Origin of the sequence: Streptomyces sp. NPDC050508, from assembly GCF_040655155.1 — a bacterium.
Taxonomy (GTDB): Bacteria; Actinomycetota; Actinomycetes; order Streptomycetales; family Streptomycetaceae; genus Streptomyces.
This window is the reverse complement of record NZ_JBFAJJ010000015.1, coordinates 243688-259558: the sequence shown is the minus strand read 5'-3', so window position 1 is coordinate 259558 and position 15871 is coordinate 243688. Positions and strand designations below refer to the sequence as shown.

Annotated in this window: 14 protein-coding genes; 6 read left to right on the top strand and 8 right to left on the bottom strand. The window is 69.0% G+C overall.

Annotated elements, in window-relative coordinates; translation table 11 throughout:
• Positions 1–222: 222 nt before the first annotated feature.
• Positions 223–873, top strand: coding sequence for a hypothetical protein (locus AB0I69_RS35990; RefSeq protein WP_363099921.1), 651 nt, complete (start codon positions 223–225; stop codon positions 871–873).
• Between the two features lie 373 nt (positions 874–1246).
• Here the strand turns inward: AB0I69_RS35990 and AB0I69_RS35985 are convergent, their stop codons facing one another.
• Complete coding sequence (locus AB0I69_RS35985; protein WP_363099920.1) at positions 1247–1954, bottom strand: maleylpyruvate isomerase N-terminal domain-containing protein; 708 nt, start codon at positions 1952–1954, stop codon at positions 1247–1249.
• A gap of 27 nt (positions 1955–1981) precedes the next feature.
• Positions 1982–2260 (bottom strand): hypothetical protein, encoded by a 279-nt coding sequence (locus tag AB0I69_RS35980; protein WP_363099919.1) that lies wholly within the window; start codon positions 2258–2260, stop codon positions 1982–1984.
• Between the two features lie 422 nt (positions 2261–2682).
• Between AB0I69_RS35980 and AB0I69_RS35975 the strand changes: the two genes are divergently transcribed.
• From AB0I69_RS35975 to AB0I69_RS35955, 5 genes are all read left to right on the top strand, one after another.
• On the top strand, positions 2683–5520 hold the full coding sequence (locus AB0I69_RS35975; protein ID WP_363099918.1) for a PKD domain-containing protein: 2838 nt from the start codon (positions 2683–2685) through the stop codon (positions 5518–5520).
• Positions 5521–5540: 20 nt separating this feature from the next.
• The gene (locus AB0I69_RS35970; protein WP_363099940.1) at positions 5541–5687 is read left to right on the top strand and encodes a hypothetical protein; all 147 of its coding nucleotides are present in this window, start codon (positions 5541–5543) and stop codon (positions 5685–5687) included.
• A gap of 139 nt (positions 5688–5826) precedes the next feature.
• Positions 5827–6771: an ABC transporter ATP-binding protein gene (locus AB0I69_RS35965; RefSeq protein WP_363099917.1), complete on the top strand. Its 945-nt coding sequence runs from the start codon at positions 5827–5829 to the stop codon at positions 6769–6771.
• The gene (locus AB0I69_RS35960) at positions 6768–8126 is read left to right on the top strand and encodes an ABC transporter permease (RefSeq protein WP_363099916.1); all 1359 of its coding nucleotides are present in this window, start codon (positions 6768–6770) and stop codon (positions 8124–8126) included. The genes AB0I69_RS35965 and AB0I69_RS35960 overlap by 4 nt, the downstream gene beginning before the upstream one ends.
• 4 nt (positions 8127–8130) lie before the next feature.
• On the top strand, positions 8131–10884 hold the full coding sequence (locus tag AB0I69_RS35955; RefSeq protein WP_363099915.1) for an alkaline phosphatase family protein: 2754 nt from the start codon (positions 8131–8133) through the stop codon (positions 10882–10884).
• Between the two features lie 46 nt (positions 10885–10930).
• Here the strand turns inward: AB0I69_RS35955 and AB0I69_RS35950 are convergent, their stop codons facing one another.
• The 6 genes from AB0I69_RS35950 to AB0I69_RS35925 form a co-directional block, all read right to left on the bottom strand.
• Entirely contained in the window at positions 10931–12106 is a 1176-nt protein-coding gene (locus AB0I69_RS35950) for a serine hydrolase domain-containing protein (RefSeq protein ID WP_363099914.1), read from the bottom strand.
• A 49-nt stretch (positions 12107–12155) separates the two neighbouring features.
• Positions 12156–12611 (bottom strand): organic hydroperoxide resistance protein, encoded by a 456-nt coding sequence (locus AB0I69_RS35945; RefSeq protein WP_363099913.1) that lies wholly within the window; start codon positions 12609–12611, stop codon positions 12156–12158.
• Positions 12612–12733: 122 nt separating this feature from the next.
• Positions 12734–13204 (bottom strand): MarR family transcriptional regulator, encoded by a 471-nt coding sequence (locus AB0I69_RS35940; protein WP_363099912.1) that lies wholly within the window; start codon positions 13202–13204, stop codon positions 12734–12736.
• Entirely contained in the window at positions 13201–13959 is a 759-nt protein-coding gene (locus tag AB0I69_RS35935) for an ABC transporter ATP-binding protein (RefSeq protein WP_363099911.1), read from the bottom strand. The genes AB0I69_RS35940 and AB0I69_RS35935 overlap by 4 nt, the downstream gene beginning before the upstream one ends.
• The gene (gene cbiQ, locus AB0I69_RS35930) at positions 13959–14720 is read right to left on the bottom strand and encodes a cobalt ECF transporter T component CbiQ (protein ID WP_363099910.1); all 762 of its coding nucleotides are present in this window, start codon (positions 14718–14720) and stop codon (positions 13959–13961) included. Before cbiQ ends, AB0I69_RS35935 begins: the two co-directional genes overlap by 1 nt.
• Position 14721: 1 nt before the next feature.
• Complete coding sequence (locus AB0I69_RS35925; protein WP_363099909.1) at positions 14722–15789, bottom strand: energy-coupling factor ABC transporter permease; 1068 nt, start codon at positions 15787–15789, stop codon at positions 14722–14724.
• Between the last annotated feature and the right edge of the window lie 82 nt (positions 15790–15871).

Below are 15871 nucleotides of genomic sequence, written 5' to 3'. Positions count from 1 at the left end.
AGAACCCCAAGCCGTTCGTCTGGACGAAGACCGCCGACGACATACTCGACACCCTCGCCGCATACTGCACACGAATTAACGACTCAGGACACTAGGTGGTCACGACTGTTCCCACCTCAAGTTCTCCTCAGAACATTGATCACGCGGTTGTCGCGTGCATGCCCTTCACATAGCGTTCGCATGTTCGATCGCCACGGGGGCGGTCCACCAGAAAGGTGTCACGTGGGCATCGGAACATGGCGCGCTTCGACCGGCGCTGCCACCGCTGCAGTGCTCCTCTGCTTCGGGAGCGTAGGCACTGCCGCCGCTGAAGAGCTGCCGTCCGACGGAGCGGCCGTCACTGACGACACGGCTATCTCCGCGGACCAAACTACAGACATTAATGACAGACAGGGCTGGGAGGACGACACTGATCAGCCCCTCAGCGTTGACGCTCCGTCTGTGTGTGACCAACCGTCGACGTGGTACAGCATTACCTCGAAGAAGCACATCCAAATTCCTTCTTGGTGGAACGGCACAAAGTTCAAGGACGGCCCGGGCGGCACAATGGCCGTGTCTGTGACCAAGAGCGGCACTATCTCGGCTGAAATCGCGGGCAGCATCGAGTTCTCGACCAATGCCATCATCGCGAAGGCCAAAACTCAGGTGAGCGTCAAGGTCGGCGCGAGTGTCACCATCGCCACTGGGCACAACTACAGCCACGAGATCAGTCGCAACAAGTACGGCCATCTGCAGTATGGTGCGTGGGGCTACAAGCTGACTTGGAAGAAGTACCGATCGGCTGGCGTCTGCGGCGCCGTCGAACTAGGCCAGGGTACGGCGACGGTGCCCACGTCCGAGACTGGCTGGCATTACTGGGAAACATCGTCATGACCTCTGTGAGTATGCGGGCGCGGTCTGTTGGATGCGCTGTGGTGGCGTCGGCATTCCTGCTCGTCTCGTGCACATCCGGCAGCGACCATGGCAAGGCTGTCGGCTCGTCGTCGCCTGCACCCAGCACATCCCGCACCGGAATCGGGTCGTCCGAGACTAAGCAGACCAAACAGGTCGAGGATGCTCTTGGCGCTGTCCGCAGTGGCACGCTGGTGGAGGCAGGCACGGAACGCGTGACTGATGGAATCCACACCGAACCCAGTCTGAGTGAGGGGAAGTCATACAGGCTGAACCTCACATGCGTCGGCAGCGGCAGCGCACAGGTGAAGTTCACGCCGACGATCAAGGGGGCCAAGACCACGGTGCCGTGTGATCAGTCGGTGGTAGAGCAGCGGATTGCCGCACCTAAGTCGTTGCGCATCGACGTCGACGGTGCCAAGGGGGCCACTGGCGTGATCGGTTGGCAGATCGACGCCACCTGATTTAGGCACGCCATGAGCGCCCCAGCGTGACCGCTGGGGCGCTCATGTATTCCGATGCGTGTCCCATCCGGCCCGAGCAGAAGATCCTGCACCAAATCCGCGGCCTGGGAAGTCAGCCACGGCTCGTGCCTCAGGGCGTCGGCGAGGTCCAGGCCATGCACGGCGACCTCAACCACGCGCGTCAGCAGGAACTCCGACAGGAGCATGGGGGCGCCGTGCCGAGTGCGCACCACACGCCCCTCGGGTTCGGCTTGGCACAGTCGGTCCACCTGTTGCCAAGTGGCGTTGAAGTCGTCAACGAGCGCGGCGCCCCTGAGCTGTTCGGCCGCATGATCTTGGGCCAGAGCGATCCGGGCCGCGTTGGTGTCTGGGGTGAAACGGCCGTCGGGCCGGTAGTACTCCGCTGCGGAGACTTGGGCACGGGTCGGTGCCGGCGCGGCCAGCATGTCCGGCAGCCAGGCAATCACCACCCTGACGTGAGCCAGCAGGTCGTCCACTTTCCACGGCGCGCACCGCGTCGGCAGACGCCATTCGGCCGCCGAGACACCGGTCAACGCCTGCGTGAGCTGCGTCGCCTCCAGACGGAACGCTTCAACCACCTGCTCCTGATCGATGTCGGGACCTGCTCAGTGACGCCGGAGAGCGAACAGGTGCGTCACCACAGCCAGCACCAGCCCGGCTGCGATGAGATACAGACCAAGACGTTCTTCGGGGACTGCCGGTGACCACACCCGCCAGGCTGACGACGTGTAGGCATCGGCTGCCAGGAAGGACCCGTAGGAAGAGGAGTGCAGAGTGGGGGGCGTGCTGGTCTGGCTGCGTACCCACAGCAGCGCGCCTATGGCGGCGCAGGTCGCGGATGTCGCATACAGGGCTGTGGCGTGACGCGGGACCGGTCTGGTCACGGGTTCTCCCTCGACTTTGTCGTTGTGATGCGTGGATTCTCGCTGCCGGTAGCGGTCACGCCTGAACCGGGCCACCGTGTCGAGCAGCCGTGCATACAGCAGTCCCTCCAGGCCATGCCCCCACGCTCGGCCATGTTCGGTGGAAACTGGGCTCGACCTCGGGGGCACGGCCGCTGCCGACGGCCCGTCGGCGACCTACGACCGCATCGGTATCGGATACAGCGGCACCCGATGTCCTGGTCCTCAACTGCACGCGTTGACCGGCCAGAAATTGATGAGGCCACATGCCTCCGGCACTCGACCAGGACCAGCCCTCGCCGCGCGGACCGACGTCTTGGTGATCTCCATACTTTCGGAATCTGGTCAACCCCTCGGTGACCAGACAGGATTGCCAGCAACATCATGTGAAAACTGGGGGAACAGTGCCGCCACGTTCGATCGGGGCCTTCGCGTTCGTAGTCGGCCTTCTCGGCGCGGGCCTGGCGCTGACTCCGTCCGCCGCCCGTGCGGACGGCAGCACGCTGTACGTGAACAACACCTCGACGTCGAACTGCTCCGACAGCGCGGCCGACGCGGGCTCACAAGCCCAGCCCTACTGCTCGTTGCAGACCGCCGTCGACACCGCGCGGCCAGGTGACACGGTCATGGTGGTCAAGGGGACCTTCGGACCGCTTGATGTGAAGACCTCGGGTACCGCGAGTGCCCCCCTCACCATCACCACCGGCACGAGCAAGGTGGTCACCTCGATCGTCACACCCCTGTACGGCTCCGGCCCAGGACTGACTTTCGACCACGTGCACGACGTGGCCCTGCACGGCTTCTTCATCGGGACGAACGCTCAGGCACCGGTCGTGGCGGTCGAGGGTTCCGACAGCGTCACGCTGGAAGGGGACCATCTCGAAGGCGTTTACTCGCCTTCACTGGTAGGCATCGACGGGCAGAGCAGCACGGTCACGCTGAGCCGGGACCAGCTGGATTCCGCACCGGGCGAGGACGGCGTGGACATCGCGGCGGGGGCCGACGGCACCGTCATCACCGGCAACAAGTTCTCCTACGGGAAGAACACGCCTGTGAACGCGGCAGGTGCGCCGGGCACGGTCGTGGTCGGCAACACCTTCACCGACAACGGCGGTTGCAACACCGTGATCTCGCTCACCGGTGCCTCCTCGGGGTCGACGGTCGAGAACAACGCCTTCTTCCTCGGAGCCCCAGGCGGCTGCGCGACCTACGGCAGCAGCACGCCGGTGGTGGTGTCCTCCGGATCAACCGGCGCAACCACCTTTGACTACAACGTCTCCGAGTCCGAGTCCGGCGGCGCGCTCTACAACTGGGGTGGTCGGACCTATGCCACCGCCGCCGATCTGCAGGCCGCGACCGGCCAGGGCAAGCACGAGCTGTACGTCGCGGTGGCAGCCGGCACGACCAGCCTGAACGTCACCCCGCTCATCGACTCCGCCGACGCCGGCGCACCGAACGCGCTCAGCACCGACTTCAACGGCAAAGCCCGCGTGGACGACCCGCTCGTGGCCGACACCGGTACGGGCGCCGGCTACTACGACCGTGGCGCGGTCGAGTACCAGGACCCCTACCAGTTGGCGGCCGCCGTGAGTGTGTCCAAGGGTCCGGCCCCGCTGTCCGAGACGGTCACGGCGGACGAGACCAATCCCTGGAAGACCGGGATCACCAGCTACACCTTCGACTTCGGGGACGGTAGCGCCCCAGTGGTGTCCGCCACCCCCAGCGTCGCCCACGCCTACAGCGCGATCGGCTCGTACACCGTCACGGTCACCGCCACCACGGCCGCCGGGACCTCTGTCGCCGGCAGCAAGAAGGCCTCCGTCACCGTCGCCGCCGAAGCCCCGCTGGTACCCGCCCTGTCGCTCGGCCAGGCCCGTCCGCACAGCAGCCTCACCGTCCAGGCAGATGCCTCCGGGACCACCGACGACTGGAGCATCGCCGACTACGGAGTCGACTTCGGGGACGGCACCCCAGCCGCCGATCTCGGCACCAGCGGCTTCGGTGGTCACACCTACGCCAAGCCCGGCACCTACACCGCCACCCTGACGGTCAAGGACGACGGCGGGAACACCGCCACGACCACCCGGCAGGTCACCGTCGGCAGCGCACTCGTACCCTTCGGGCCGACCCGGATCCTGGACACCCGCAACGGCACCGGCGCCGCCAAGGCGAAGGTCGGCCCGGGCGCGGTGCTGCCACTCAAGGTCGCGGGCGTCAATGGCATCCCCGCCACCGGGGTCACCGCGGTCGCCCTCAACCTGACCGGCGTCAACGCCTCCGCCAGCACCGTGATCACCGCCTACCCCGACGGCACCACCCGGCCGACCGCCTCCAACCTGAACCTGGGCCCTGGCCAGGTCACGCCGAACCTGGTCACCGTGCCGGTCGCCCCCGACGGCTACGTCGACCTCTACAACAACGCGGGCAGCATCGACCTGGTGGGTGACGTCGAGGGCTACTACAGCACCACCGCGGCCACCTTGGGCGGGACGGGCTTCGTCCAGGTGAGCGGCCCGACCCGGGTGCTGGACACCCGCACGGGGATCGGCACCGCCAAGGGCAAAGCCGGGCCGGGCGGGCTGGTCACGCTCACCCTGCCGGCCGACGGCTCCAGCAACGCCTCCGCCGTTCTGCTCAACGTCACCGAGACCGGTGCCACCGCTTCCAGCTGGGTCGCCCTGGAGCCGAGCTCCGGCGATGTCCCCACCACTTCCGTACTGGACTTCGCGGCCGGACAGACCAGCGCCAACCTGGTCGTCGCGCCGGTCAGCAACGGGCAGGTCCAGTTCTACAACCGCACGGGCAACGTCGACCTGATCGCCGACGTCGAAGGCTATGTCGTCTCCGACCCGACGACGTCCCCGGCCGCCCTGGGCTCGCCCTACTTCCCGATCTCGCCGACCCGGGTGCTGGACACCCGCAACGGCACCGGCGCGGCCCAGGGCACACTCGGCGCCAAATCCAAGCTCAGCGTCAAGGTGGCGGGGCACGGCGGCGTCCCGGCCGGAGTGAAGGCTGTGCTGGTGAACCTGACCGGCGTCAAGCCCACCACCAGCACCTGGCTCTCGGCCTACGCCGACGGATCAGCCCTGCCCGGCAGCTCCACCCTGAACCTCGCCACCGGCGCCACCCGCGCCAACCTGGCCCTGGTCCCGGTCGGTTCCGACGGGTCGATCGACATCTACAACAGCAGCGGCACCGTGAACGTGGTCGCGGACGTCGAGGGCTACTACATCGGCTGACCGCCCACTCCGCGACCGCCATGTTCGCCGCCGCGCCGGGTGACGCGTCGATCATCGTCGGCGCGGCCATCGGCGCCGTCTTCTTCAAGGAGCGGTTCGGGGCGCCGCGTATCGCCGCCGCTGTGCTGCTCGTGGCCGGGATCGGGCTGATGCTGCGGGCGGGTTGACCGGCCTCGTGTCGACTGCTCGTTCGCGCGACTTGCCGTCGGCTTGACGATCCGTTCCCTGAGCGTTCAGCCAACTGCCTGTGTCCGGGATGTGTGTTGTCCCTAGGGTCCCTGAGGGTTGAGAAAGGGAAGGGGCCTCATGGACATACTCCACGCGGTCCGGGCCAGCGGGATCACCAGGTGCTTCGGCGAGGTCGTCGCGCTCGACAGCGTCGACCTGGATGTGACACAGGGTCAGATCCATGGTCTGGTCGGACCGAACGGCGCCGGGAAGACGACGCTGCTCGGTCTTCTGCTGGGGCTGGCCGTCCCCGATGGCGGTCGGTTGGAGATCCTGGGCCAGCCGGTGGAGCGTACGCTCGCCGTTCCTGACGGTGTCGCCGGCTTCGTGGACGCGCCCGGTCTCTACCCCTCCCTCACTGCCCGGCAGAATCTCGCCGCGCTGGCCGAACTCCGGGGCCAGGACGCGCGGACGGCGGGGATCGACGACGTGCTCGACGAGGTCGGGCTCACCGATGTCGCCGACGACAGGACCCGCGGTTTCTCCCTCGGTATGCGCCAGCGGCTCGGGCTCGCCGCCGCCCTGCTCACCAGACCCCGGCTGCTGGTGCTCGACGAACCCGCCAACGGCCTGGACCCGGCCGGGAAGAGACATGTACACCGTGTCCTCACCCGGCTCGCCGCGGAGGGAACGAGCGTCGTGCTCTCCAGCCATCACATGGACGACCTTGAGGCGTTGTGCGCCGAGGTCACCATCCTCGACACCGGGCGGGTGGTCTTCTCCGGGCCGCTGAACAAGCTGGCCGCCGAGAACCGTGAACTCGACTATCGGCTGCGCACCTCCGACCCGCAGGCCGCGCGCAGGCAGGCCGACGGTACGGCCGGGGTCGTCCGGATCGTCGACGGTGCACCGCAGGACAGCGAGGTGCTCGTCGTGCGGGCCCGGGTTCCCGCCCTCGACGAACTGGTCGCCGGGCTCGTGCGGTCGGGTGTCGCGGTACGCGAACTCGCCCCTGTCGTATCGCCACTTGAGGCCGCGTTCCTCGCCCTCACCGAGCACGAGCAGCGGGAGAACGGCCGATGACCGTCACTGTCACGGCAACCGCTGCCCCGGTCACCCGCCGTGTTCCTGTCTCGCGTGGTTACCGTTTCGAACTGGTCAAGCTCGTCTCGCAGTGGCGGATCCGGTTGCTGGTCCTGGCCTGTTGGATCGCGCCGGCGCTCTTCGTGGTGGGGGTGGGGCAGCAGAGCACGCTGCCTTCCGACACGCTCTTCGGCCGCTGGATGCTCGCCACGGGGTGGGCCGGGCCCCTGGTGGTGCTCGGTTTCGCGGGTACCTGGGCGCTGCCGCTGCTGACGTCGGTGGTCGCCGGTGACGTGTTCGCCTCGGAGGACCGGCTCGGCACGTGGCGTCACCTGCTGGTGGCGGTTCGCTCGCCCCGGCGGATCTTCGTGGCGAAGTCGTTGGCCAGCCTCACCGTCATCCTGCTGCTGGTGGCCGGGCTGGTCTGTTCCAGCACGGCCGGTGGGCTTCTGGCGGTCGGCAACCGGCCGTTGGTCGGTCTCGACGGTCACCTGCTGGCGCCGGGGGACGCGGCCGGCCGGGTCCTGTTCGCCTGGGTCTGCGCTCTCGCTCCGACCTTGGCTCTCGCCGCGATCGGGCTCCTCGGGTCGGTCGCGCTGGGGCGGTCCCCGATGGGGCTGCTGCTGCCCCCGCTGGTCGCGCTCGCGATGCAGGTCGCGCAGATGCTGCCGCTGCCCGTGGCCGTGCGGCTCGCCCTGCCCGGCTATGCCTTCATCGCCTGGAACGGTCTGTTCACCGACCCGGTCCAGCTCGCCCCGCTCCTGACCGGCGTCACGGTGAGCCTGGTGTGGGCCGTGCTCGCGACCACGCTGGCCTATCTGCTGTTCGTACGGCGCGACTTCACCAATCCGGCCTACGACGGCTCCGGGCGCCGGGCGTTCACCGTCGGCCTGCTGCCGCTGGCCGGGCTGACCGGCCTCACCGTCGCCGTGGTCGCCGTGGCCACCCCCTCGACGGGTTCCGGGATCGAGCAGGACAAGGTCCAGCGGTCGCTCGCCACGGCCTTCGCCCACCTCTACCGCATGCAGACCGGTCAGCTCCACCGTCCCGCCGTCACCGAGGCAGAGCTGCGGACCACGACGGCGTGCACCAAGAGCGACGGCCAGGCCGCCCAGGAGGGGCCGGGCAACGACTGGCGGTGTGTCGTGTCCTGGCATCTCCCCGGCGTCGCGGTCACGGGGACGGCGGTGTACCAGCTCGACATCGGCCCGGACGGTCGGTACGTGGCCGACGGCGACGGGCCGAAGGAGGTCAACGGCTACTTCCTGGTGCGGACTTCGACCGGGGACACCCCGAACCCGCTGTGGCAGTTCGACGGCAACGTCGATCTGCTCGGCACCACTTCGAAGGGATAGTTCCATGCAGGTAACGCGGCAACGCCGGGTTGACGAGAAGGAGCAGGTCAACCTCTTCGGCAGACGCGTCGGCCGCCGGACCGTGCTGGTGACGGCGGGCATCGCCGTCGCCCTCGGTGTCACGGGCACGGCGGTCGCCTCGACGTATCAGTTCGGCACCCAGCAGGTCGCTCAGGTCACGGCCAATGGGCAGGTCATCTCCAGCGATCAGTACATCAAGCCGTACGGCAGTCGCACCGTCATCAACGACGGCAAGATCATGTCGTCGACGGTCAGCCCGGACGGCACCCACCTCGCGGCCTCGATCGCCGACGGCGACGCCTCGCTGGTCGTCATGGACCTCGCGACCGGGCAGGTCAAGCAGAAGGTCGGCACCAACGCGGCGGACGACCTGCGCATCAGCAGCGGTGCCGTCGGCCAGGAGGGCCCGGCCTACTCGCCCGACGGCAAGCAGCTGTGGCTGGGGCAGGCGAACGGCTACACCAAGTTCACCGTCGCCGCGGACGGCACCCTCTCCGCCCCCACCGCCGTCCCGATCGCGGCCGACGGCACCAAGCAGGCCCTCGTGGGCGCGGCCGTCTTCTCCGCCGACAGCTCCACCGTGTACTCCGCGGTCAACGGCCAGAACAAGGTCGTCGCCATCGACGCGGCGACCGGAACCATCAAACAGAGCTGGGCAGTCGGCAACGCCCCGCGCGGCATCGCCCTGGTCGGCGGCAAGCTCTACGTCAGCAACGAGGGCGGGCGCCCGGCGAAGGCCGGCGACACCACCATCAACTCCTACGGCACGGACGTCGTCGCCGACCCGAAGACCGGCGCCAGCACCACCGGCACGGTCAGTGTCATCGACACGGCGGACCCGTCGGCCGCCGTAGGAACCATCGACGTAGGCCTGCACCCGACCGCGGTGTACGCGAAGAACGGCGCGGTGTTCGTCACCAACACCGCCGACAACAGCGTGTCGGTCATCGACACCCGCAAGGACAGGGCCGTCCAGACGATCGCCACCCAGCCGTGGCCCGAGGCGTCGGTCGGCTACGAGCTGAACGCGGTGACGCTCACCGACGACGGCCGGCTGCTGGTGACGCTCGGCCGCGCCAACGCGGTCGCCGTCTACCGCTACACCTCCCCGCAGCAGCCGGCCCGTTACGTCGGCCTGCTCCCCACCGACTACTTCCCCTCGGGGATCACGGCCATCGGCAAGCAGGTCGTCGTCGCCAACACCCGTGGCGTGGACGCCCGTCGCCCCGACGCCGCCGGCCACAACACGCACGACACGACGTCGAGCCTCACGCAGTTCACGCTGCCGAGCGACCTGACCATCAGGTCTCAGACGGCGAAGGTCTTCAGGCAGAACGGCTGGACGCCCGGCTCCGTCACCACGGCCAAGGGGAAGAGCCGCGCCAAGGCCGTCCCGGTCCCGGCGCGGATCGGCGACCCCTCGACGATCAAGCACGTCTTCCTGCTCGTCAAGGAGAACCGCACCTACGACCAGGTCTACGGCGACCTCCCGCAGGGCAACGGCAACGCCTCGCTCACCCAGTTCGGCGAGAACGTGACGCCCAACCAGCACGCGCTGGCGCAGCAGTTCGGGCTGTACGACAACTTCTACGACATCGGCACCAACTCCGCCGAGGGCCACAACTGGCTGATGCAGTCGGACAATCCGGAGTACACGGAGTCCTCGGCCGGCGAGTACACGCGCAGCTACGACACCGAGAACGACGTGCTGGGCCACCAGAAGTCCGGCTTCATCTGGACCGGCGCGCAGGCCGCGGGGAAGAGCGTCAAGGACTTCGGCGAGTTCCAGTCCCTGGAGACCAAGCCAGCCGGCGCGAACTGGCAGAACCTGTACTGCGACAGCAAGAACATGGCCTCGACGGGGGCCGGGACCGCCTACCCGATCAAGACGGGCTCGGCGATACCTTCCCTCAACGACGTGTCGGTGCAGGGCTTCCCGCTGTTCGACCTCGACGTCCCGGACATCTACAAGGAACAGATCTGGAGGCAGGACTTCGAGAAGAACGGCCCGGCGAACCTGAACATGTTCTGGTTCTCCAACGACCACACCGGCGGCCCGGCCAACGCCGCCGCCGAGGTCGCCGACAACGACCTCGCTGTCGGCCGGACCGTCGACGAGATCACCCACAGCAAGTACTGGAAGGACTCGGCGATCTTCGTCGTCGAGGACGACTCCCAGGCCGGCCTCGACCACGTCGACGGCCACCGCGCCCCGGTCCAGATCATCAGCCCGTACGCCGAGCACGGCACGGTCGACAGCCACTACTACTCGCAGATCACCATGATGCGTACCGTCGAGCAGATCCTCGGGATCCACCCGATGAACCAGCTCGACAGCGCGGCCACCCCGATGTACGGGGCGTTCACGAGCAAGGCCGACGACACGCCGTTCACGGCGGTGCCCAACCGGACCTCGCTGACCCTCGGTGTGAGCCCGCAGCCCTCCTGCGGTTCGGACACCCCGGCGGCCCAGGACGCCGCCGCGGCACCCGCGCCGACGTCCGTGTCGGTACCGGCGGCCGAGAAGGCGCTCGCGGCACAGTGGAAGACCTGGGCCGCGCACCAGCGGCTGACCGGCCCGAACGCCGTGCCCGACTACGCCAACCCCACCCAGATGAACCGCTACACCTGGTACCAGACCCACAACTGGACCAAGCCGTACCCCGGCGACAAGAAGGTCTACGCCCCGAACGACGTACCCGGCGCCTACCTCCCGTCACCGGAGTCCGACGGCTGACCCGTCCTCACCGTGTCATGGGTCCCTGGCCGGCGCCTTGCGCCGGTCAGGGCCGAGGCCCACTGGCCGTCCGTACCGCCTTCACCAGTGCCTGCGCCCTCGGGTCCGCCGTCACGCTCTTGCGGAAGCCGTTCGTGACGTAGCCGAACGCGATGCCCGACTCGGGGTCGGCGAAGCCGAGCGCGCCGCCCCGGCCCGGGTGACCGAAGGAGGCGGCGGACAGCAACGGAGACGCGCCGCCGTGCAGCATGTAGCCCAGGCCGAAACGGGTGTTGATCACGAGGACGCGGTCGGGGCCCGACGAGCGTTCCGTGCGGGCCAGTTCGATCGTCTCCGGTGTGAACAGCCGTGCCCCGCCGTCCACTTCGCCGATCAGCGACGCGTAGAAACGGGCCAGTCCGTCCGCCGTCGCGATGCCGTTCGAGGCGGGGAGTACGGCCGCCCGGTACGCCGGGTCGTTCTCGTCCGGCATCGGCGTGATCGCCCCGAACGCGCGCCGGGTGAGGGAGTCGGGGTTCGCGTACGCCTCGGAGACCGACCGCTTGGGACGGGTGCGGAGGACGCCCGCGTCCGTCATCACCGGGGCTTCCACCTGGGCCACCCGGCCCACCCGGTACGCCGAGGCCGCCGGCAGGCCCACCCACAGGTCCGCCCCGACCGGCCCTGCGATCTCGTCCGCGATCCACTCGCCGATCGACCGGCCCGTCACCCGCCGCACCAGTTCACCGGTCAGCCAGCTGTACGTCTGCGCGTGATACCCGTGGTCCGTGCCCGGCTCCCACGCCGGTGCCTGCGCCGCCACCGCCGTAGCGCCGAGCACCGGGTCGGCGGCCTGTTCCGGGGTCAACGGGCGGTCCAACACCGGCACGCCCGCGCGGTGGGCGAGCAGCTGCCACACCAGGGTCCGTTCCTTGCCGGCCGTCTTGTACTCCGGCCAGTACTCGCCCACCGGAGCATCCAGGTCCAGTTCCCCGCGCTGCGAGAGCAGCAGCAGTACGGCGGCTGCCATGCCCTTCGTCGCCGAGCGGACGATCTGGGCCGTGCCCCGCTCCCAGGGGGCGGTGCCGTCGACGTCCTTCGTACCTGCCCACAGGTCCACGACCCGCTGCCCGTCCCGGTACACGGTCACCGCCGCGCCCCGGTCCCCGCGCACCGCGAAGTTCTGTACGAACGCTTCCCTGACCGGCTCGAAGCCCTCGGCCACCACGCCGTTCACGTCCACGTCCGTGCTCCTCGTTCCGCCGTCCCGCTCGCCGTCCGGCTCTCCTACGTCAACCAAGCAGGATCGTCACGTCGATGTTCCCCCGGGTGGCGTTCGAGTACGGGCAGACCTCGTGCGCCGCGTCCACCAGCTTCGCCGCGATGTCCGGGTCGAGGACCGGGAGGGACACGCTCAGGGCGACCGCGAGGCCGTAGCCGCGCTGTTTGTTGGGGCCGATGCCGACCTTCGCGGCGACCGTGGAGCCGGTCAGATCGAAGCCTGCCCTACGGCCGACCAGGACCAGCGCGTTGTGGAAGCAGGAGCTGTAGCCGGCCGCGAAGAGCTGCTCGGGGTTGGTGCCGTTGCCGTCGCCGCCCAGTGCCGGGGGCATCGCGACCTGAAGGGCGAGCTGGCCGTCCTGGCTGCTGACGAAGCCCTCCCGGCCGCCGTGGGCGGTGGCCTCGGCGACGTACATGATCTTCGTCGGGCGGGTGTCGACGGCGGTGGCAGCGGTGTCGTCGGTCATGGCGGGACCTCCCCCGGAACAGAAAGACAAGGGTGTGCAACTACATCGTGCACAAGATACTGGCGAGTAGCGCGGCCGTGTCCTTCAGGGGTGCGAACCGTCGGTAACCCGAGGTCAGCAGGTCAGCGGCCTCGTTCCGCCGCCGCCTCCGCGCGCTCGGCCAGCCGCCACAGCTCCCCGCGCAGGCGGGCGACCTCCGGCATCTCCAGCTCCGTCGCGGCCAGCAGTGCGCCCGGCACGCGGGTCGCGCGCTGCTTGAGGGCCGCGCCGCGCTCCGTGCACGCGACCAGGACCGAGCGCTCGTCGTGTGCCGCGCGCTCGCGGTGCACGAGCCCGGCCGCCTCCAGGCGCTTCAGCAGCGGGGACATCGTGCCGTAGTCGAGGCGCAGGGCGGTCGCGAGATCCTTGATCGGGGTCTCGCCGCGTTCCCACAGGACGAGGAGGACGAGGTACTGCGGGTAGGTCAGCTCCAGCTCCTCAAGGAGCGGGCGGTACGCGGCCGTCAGCGCCCGCTGGGCCGCGTACAGCGCGAAGCACAACTGCTCGTCGAGGAGCAGCGACCCGGCGGCAATCGTATGGTCCTCGTTCGTCACGCGCCCATTGTCACGGACCGCGGGTCGAACCCGAAGGGCAACTCCAGACGGTGGGCGCGCATCAGCGCCTCGTCGGAGAGGAGTTCGCCGGTCTTCCCGTCCGCCGCGATCACGCCCTCGCTGAGGATCAGCGCGCGCGGGCACAACTCCAGGGCGTACGGCAGGTCGTGCGTGACCATGAGGACCGTCACGTCCAACGAGCGCAGAATGTCGGCCAGTTCGCGCCGCGAAGCCGGGTCGAGGTTGGAGGAGGGCTCGTCGAGGACGAGGATCTCCGGTTCCATCGCCAGCACTGTCGCCACCGCGACTCGGCGCCGCTGCCCGAACGACAGATGGTGCGGAGGCCGGTCCGCGAAGTCCGCCATCCCCACCAACTCCAGTGCCGTACGCACCCGTTGCTCCAGCTCGGCGCCCTTCATCCCGGCCGCCGCCGGGCCGAACGCCACGTCCTCGCGGACCGTCGGCATGAAGAGCTGGTCGTCGGGGTCCTGGAACACGATCCCGACCCGGCGCCTGATCTCCGCCATGTGCCGCTTGCCGACCGGGAGTCCGGCCACCGTCACCGTCCCGGCGCCGGCCGTGAGGATGCCGTTGAGGTGCAGGACGAGGGTGGTCTTCCCGGCGCCGTTCGGGCCGAGCAGGGCGACCCGTTCGCCGCGCGCGACGGTGAAGTCGACGCCGAACAGGGCCTGTTGGCCGTCGGGATAGGCGAAGGCCAGCCCGGACACTTCGAGAGAAGGGGTCCCACCATCCATCACAGCGTCCATCCCAGTAGGCATACGACAAGGGCGGCGGACGGGAGTGTGAGGGCGTACGACCACTGCGCCCCTGACGCGGTCACCTCGTCGATCATCGGCATGGAACCTGCGTATCCCCGGCTCACCATGGCGAGATGGACCCGTTCCCCGCGTTCGTAGGAGCGGATGAACAGCGCGCCCGCCGACTTCGCGAGCACACCCCAGTGGCGGACACCCCGGGCCTCGAAACCCCGTGACTCACGGGCGATCCGCATCCGCCGCATCTCGTCCGTGATGACATCGCCGTAGCGGATCATGAAGGACGCGATCTGGACGAGGAGCGGTGGGAGCTTCAACCTCTGCAATCCCAGGAGGAGTTCGCGGAGTTCGGTGGTGGCGGCCAGGAGGACGGAGGCGGCTACGCCCAGCGTGCCCTTCGCGAGGACGTTCCAGGCGCCCCAGAGGCCGTTCACGCTCAACTGCAGGCCCAGGACGGTCACTTGCTCGCCCTCCGCCACGAAGGGCATCAGCACCGCGAACGCGACGAAGGGGACCTCGATCAGCAGGCGGCGGAGGAGGAAGGCGGCGGGCACGCGGGCGGTGTACGCGACGCAGGCCAGGAGGACCGCGTAGAGGCCGAACGCCCACATCGCCTCGCGTGGGGTCGACACCACGACCACCACGAAGGCGAAGACCGCGGCCAGTTTGGTGTGCGGGGGCAGCGCGTGGACGGGGGAGTGGCCTTGCCGGTAGAGGCGGTGGGCGTGGCCCGCGCCCATGTCAGGCCACCTGCGAGGTGGTGCTACGGCGCTTGCGGACCGCCCAGAAGACCCCGGTGCCCGCGACGACCGTCACGCCGACGCCGATCACGCCCGCGAGGCCGCCGGAGAGCCGGGCGTCGTCGACATCACGCACGCCGTAGTCGGCGAGCGGGGAGTCGGCCGAGGCGTGCTCCTTCGTCTGCCGGTCGATGCCGTGGTCGGCGGCCACCTTCTCCAGGCCATCGGGGTTCGAGGAGGCGTAGAAGCTGACGAAACCGGCGAGGAGGAGGGACGTGACCAGGCCGCCGATCCACAGTCTGCGGCGGGAGGTCCGAGGGGTGATGGGTGCCAACGGGGCCTGGGCGTCCACGAGTTCGCCGTTCACACGCAGCTTGAGGCGTTGCTCCAGGCCGCGTGCGCCGTGGACGAGATCCGGGCGTACGGCGATCACGGCGCCGACCGTCAGCGCGGTGATCGCGGCCTCGCCGACGCCGATGAGGACGTGTACGCCGATCATCGCGGTGGCGACCTTGCCGAGGGAGACGTCGGTGGTGCCGCCGAGGGCGTAGAGGAGGGTGAAGACGAGGGCGGCGGCGGGGACGGAGAGCAGGGCCGCGGTGAAGGACGCGGCGGTGATCGAGCGGCGGGTGCGGGGCAACACCTTCACCAGGCCGCGGAAGACGGCGTACGCCACGACCGTCGTCGTGATCGCCATGTCGGTGATGTTCACGCCGAGTGCGGTCAGACCGCCGTCCGCGAAGAGGATGCCCTGCATGAGGAGGACGACCGAGACGCAGAGGACGCCTGTGTAGGGGCCGACCAGGATCGCGGCCAGCGCACCGCCCAGGAGGTGGCCGCTGGTGCCGGCCGCGACCGGGAAGTTGAGCATCTGCACGGCGAAGATGAACGCGGCGACCAGGCCCGCCAGCGGCGCCGTCCGCTCTCCCCCACGCTCGGCTTCGCTCGCGCGGGAGGTGCCCCCCTGTTCGCGGCGGGCGCCGCGCAGGCTCACGGCGATGGCGCCGGCGGCGACCACTCCGGTGGCGGCGGACATGGGGGCGTCGATGAATCCGTCAGGCACATGCACGGGATGATTTTAGATGCTTGTTGCGAGTCCTTTGCAAGAGCGAGGAAGTCTCTTGCCGATATGTGAGATCTATCGCCCCGAG

Bases quoted from the DNA above. Each gene is read 5' to 3' on its own strand.
- AB0I69_RS35970 (WP_363099940.1), top strand. From the start codon at position 5,541: ATGTTCGCCGCCGCGCCGGGTGACGCGTCGATCATCGTCGGCGCGGCC.
- AB0I69_RS35965 (WP_363099917.1), top strand. From the start codon at position 5,827: ATGGACATACTCCACGCGGTCCGGGCCAGCGGGATCACCAGGTGCTTC.
- AB0I69_RS35960 (WP_363099916.1), top strand. From the start codon at position 6,768: ATGACCGTCACTGTCACGGCAACCGCTGCCCCGGTCACCCGCCGTGTT.
- AB0I69_RS35955 (WP_363099915.1), top strand. From the start codon at position 8,131: ATGCAGGTAACGCGGCAACGCCGGGTTGACGAGAAGGAGCAGGTCAAC.
- AB0I69_RS35945 (WP_363099913.1), bottom strand. From the start codon at position 12,611: ATGACCGACGACACCGCTGCCACCGCCGTCGACACCCGCCCGACGAAG.
- AB0I69_RS35935 (WP_363099911.1), bottom strand. From the start codon at position 13,959: ATGGATGGTGGGACCCCTTCTCTCGAAGTGTCCGGGCTGGCCTTCGCC.
- cbiQ (WP_363099910.1), bottom strand. From the start codon at position 14,720: ATGGGCGCGGGCCACGCCCACCGCCTCTACCGGCAAGGCCACTCCCCC.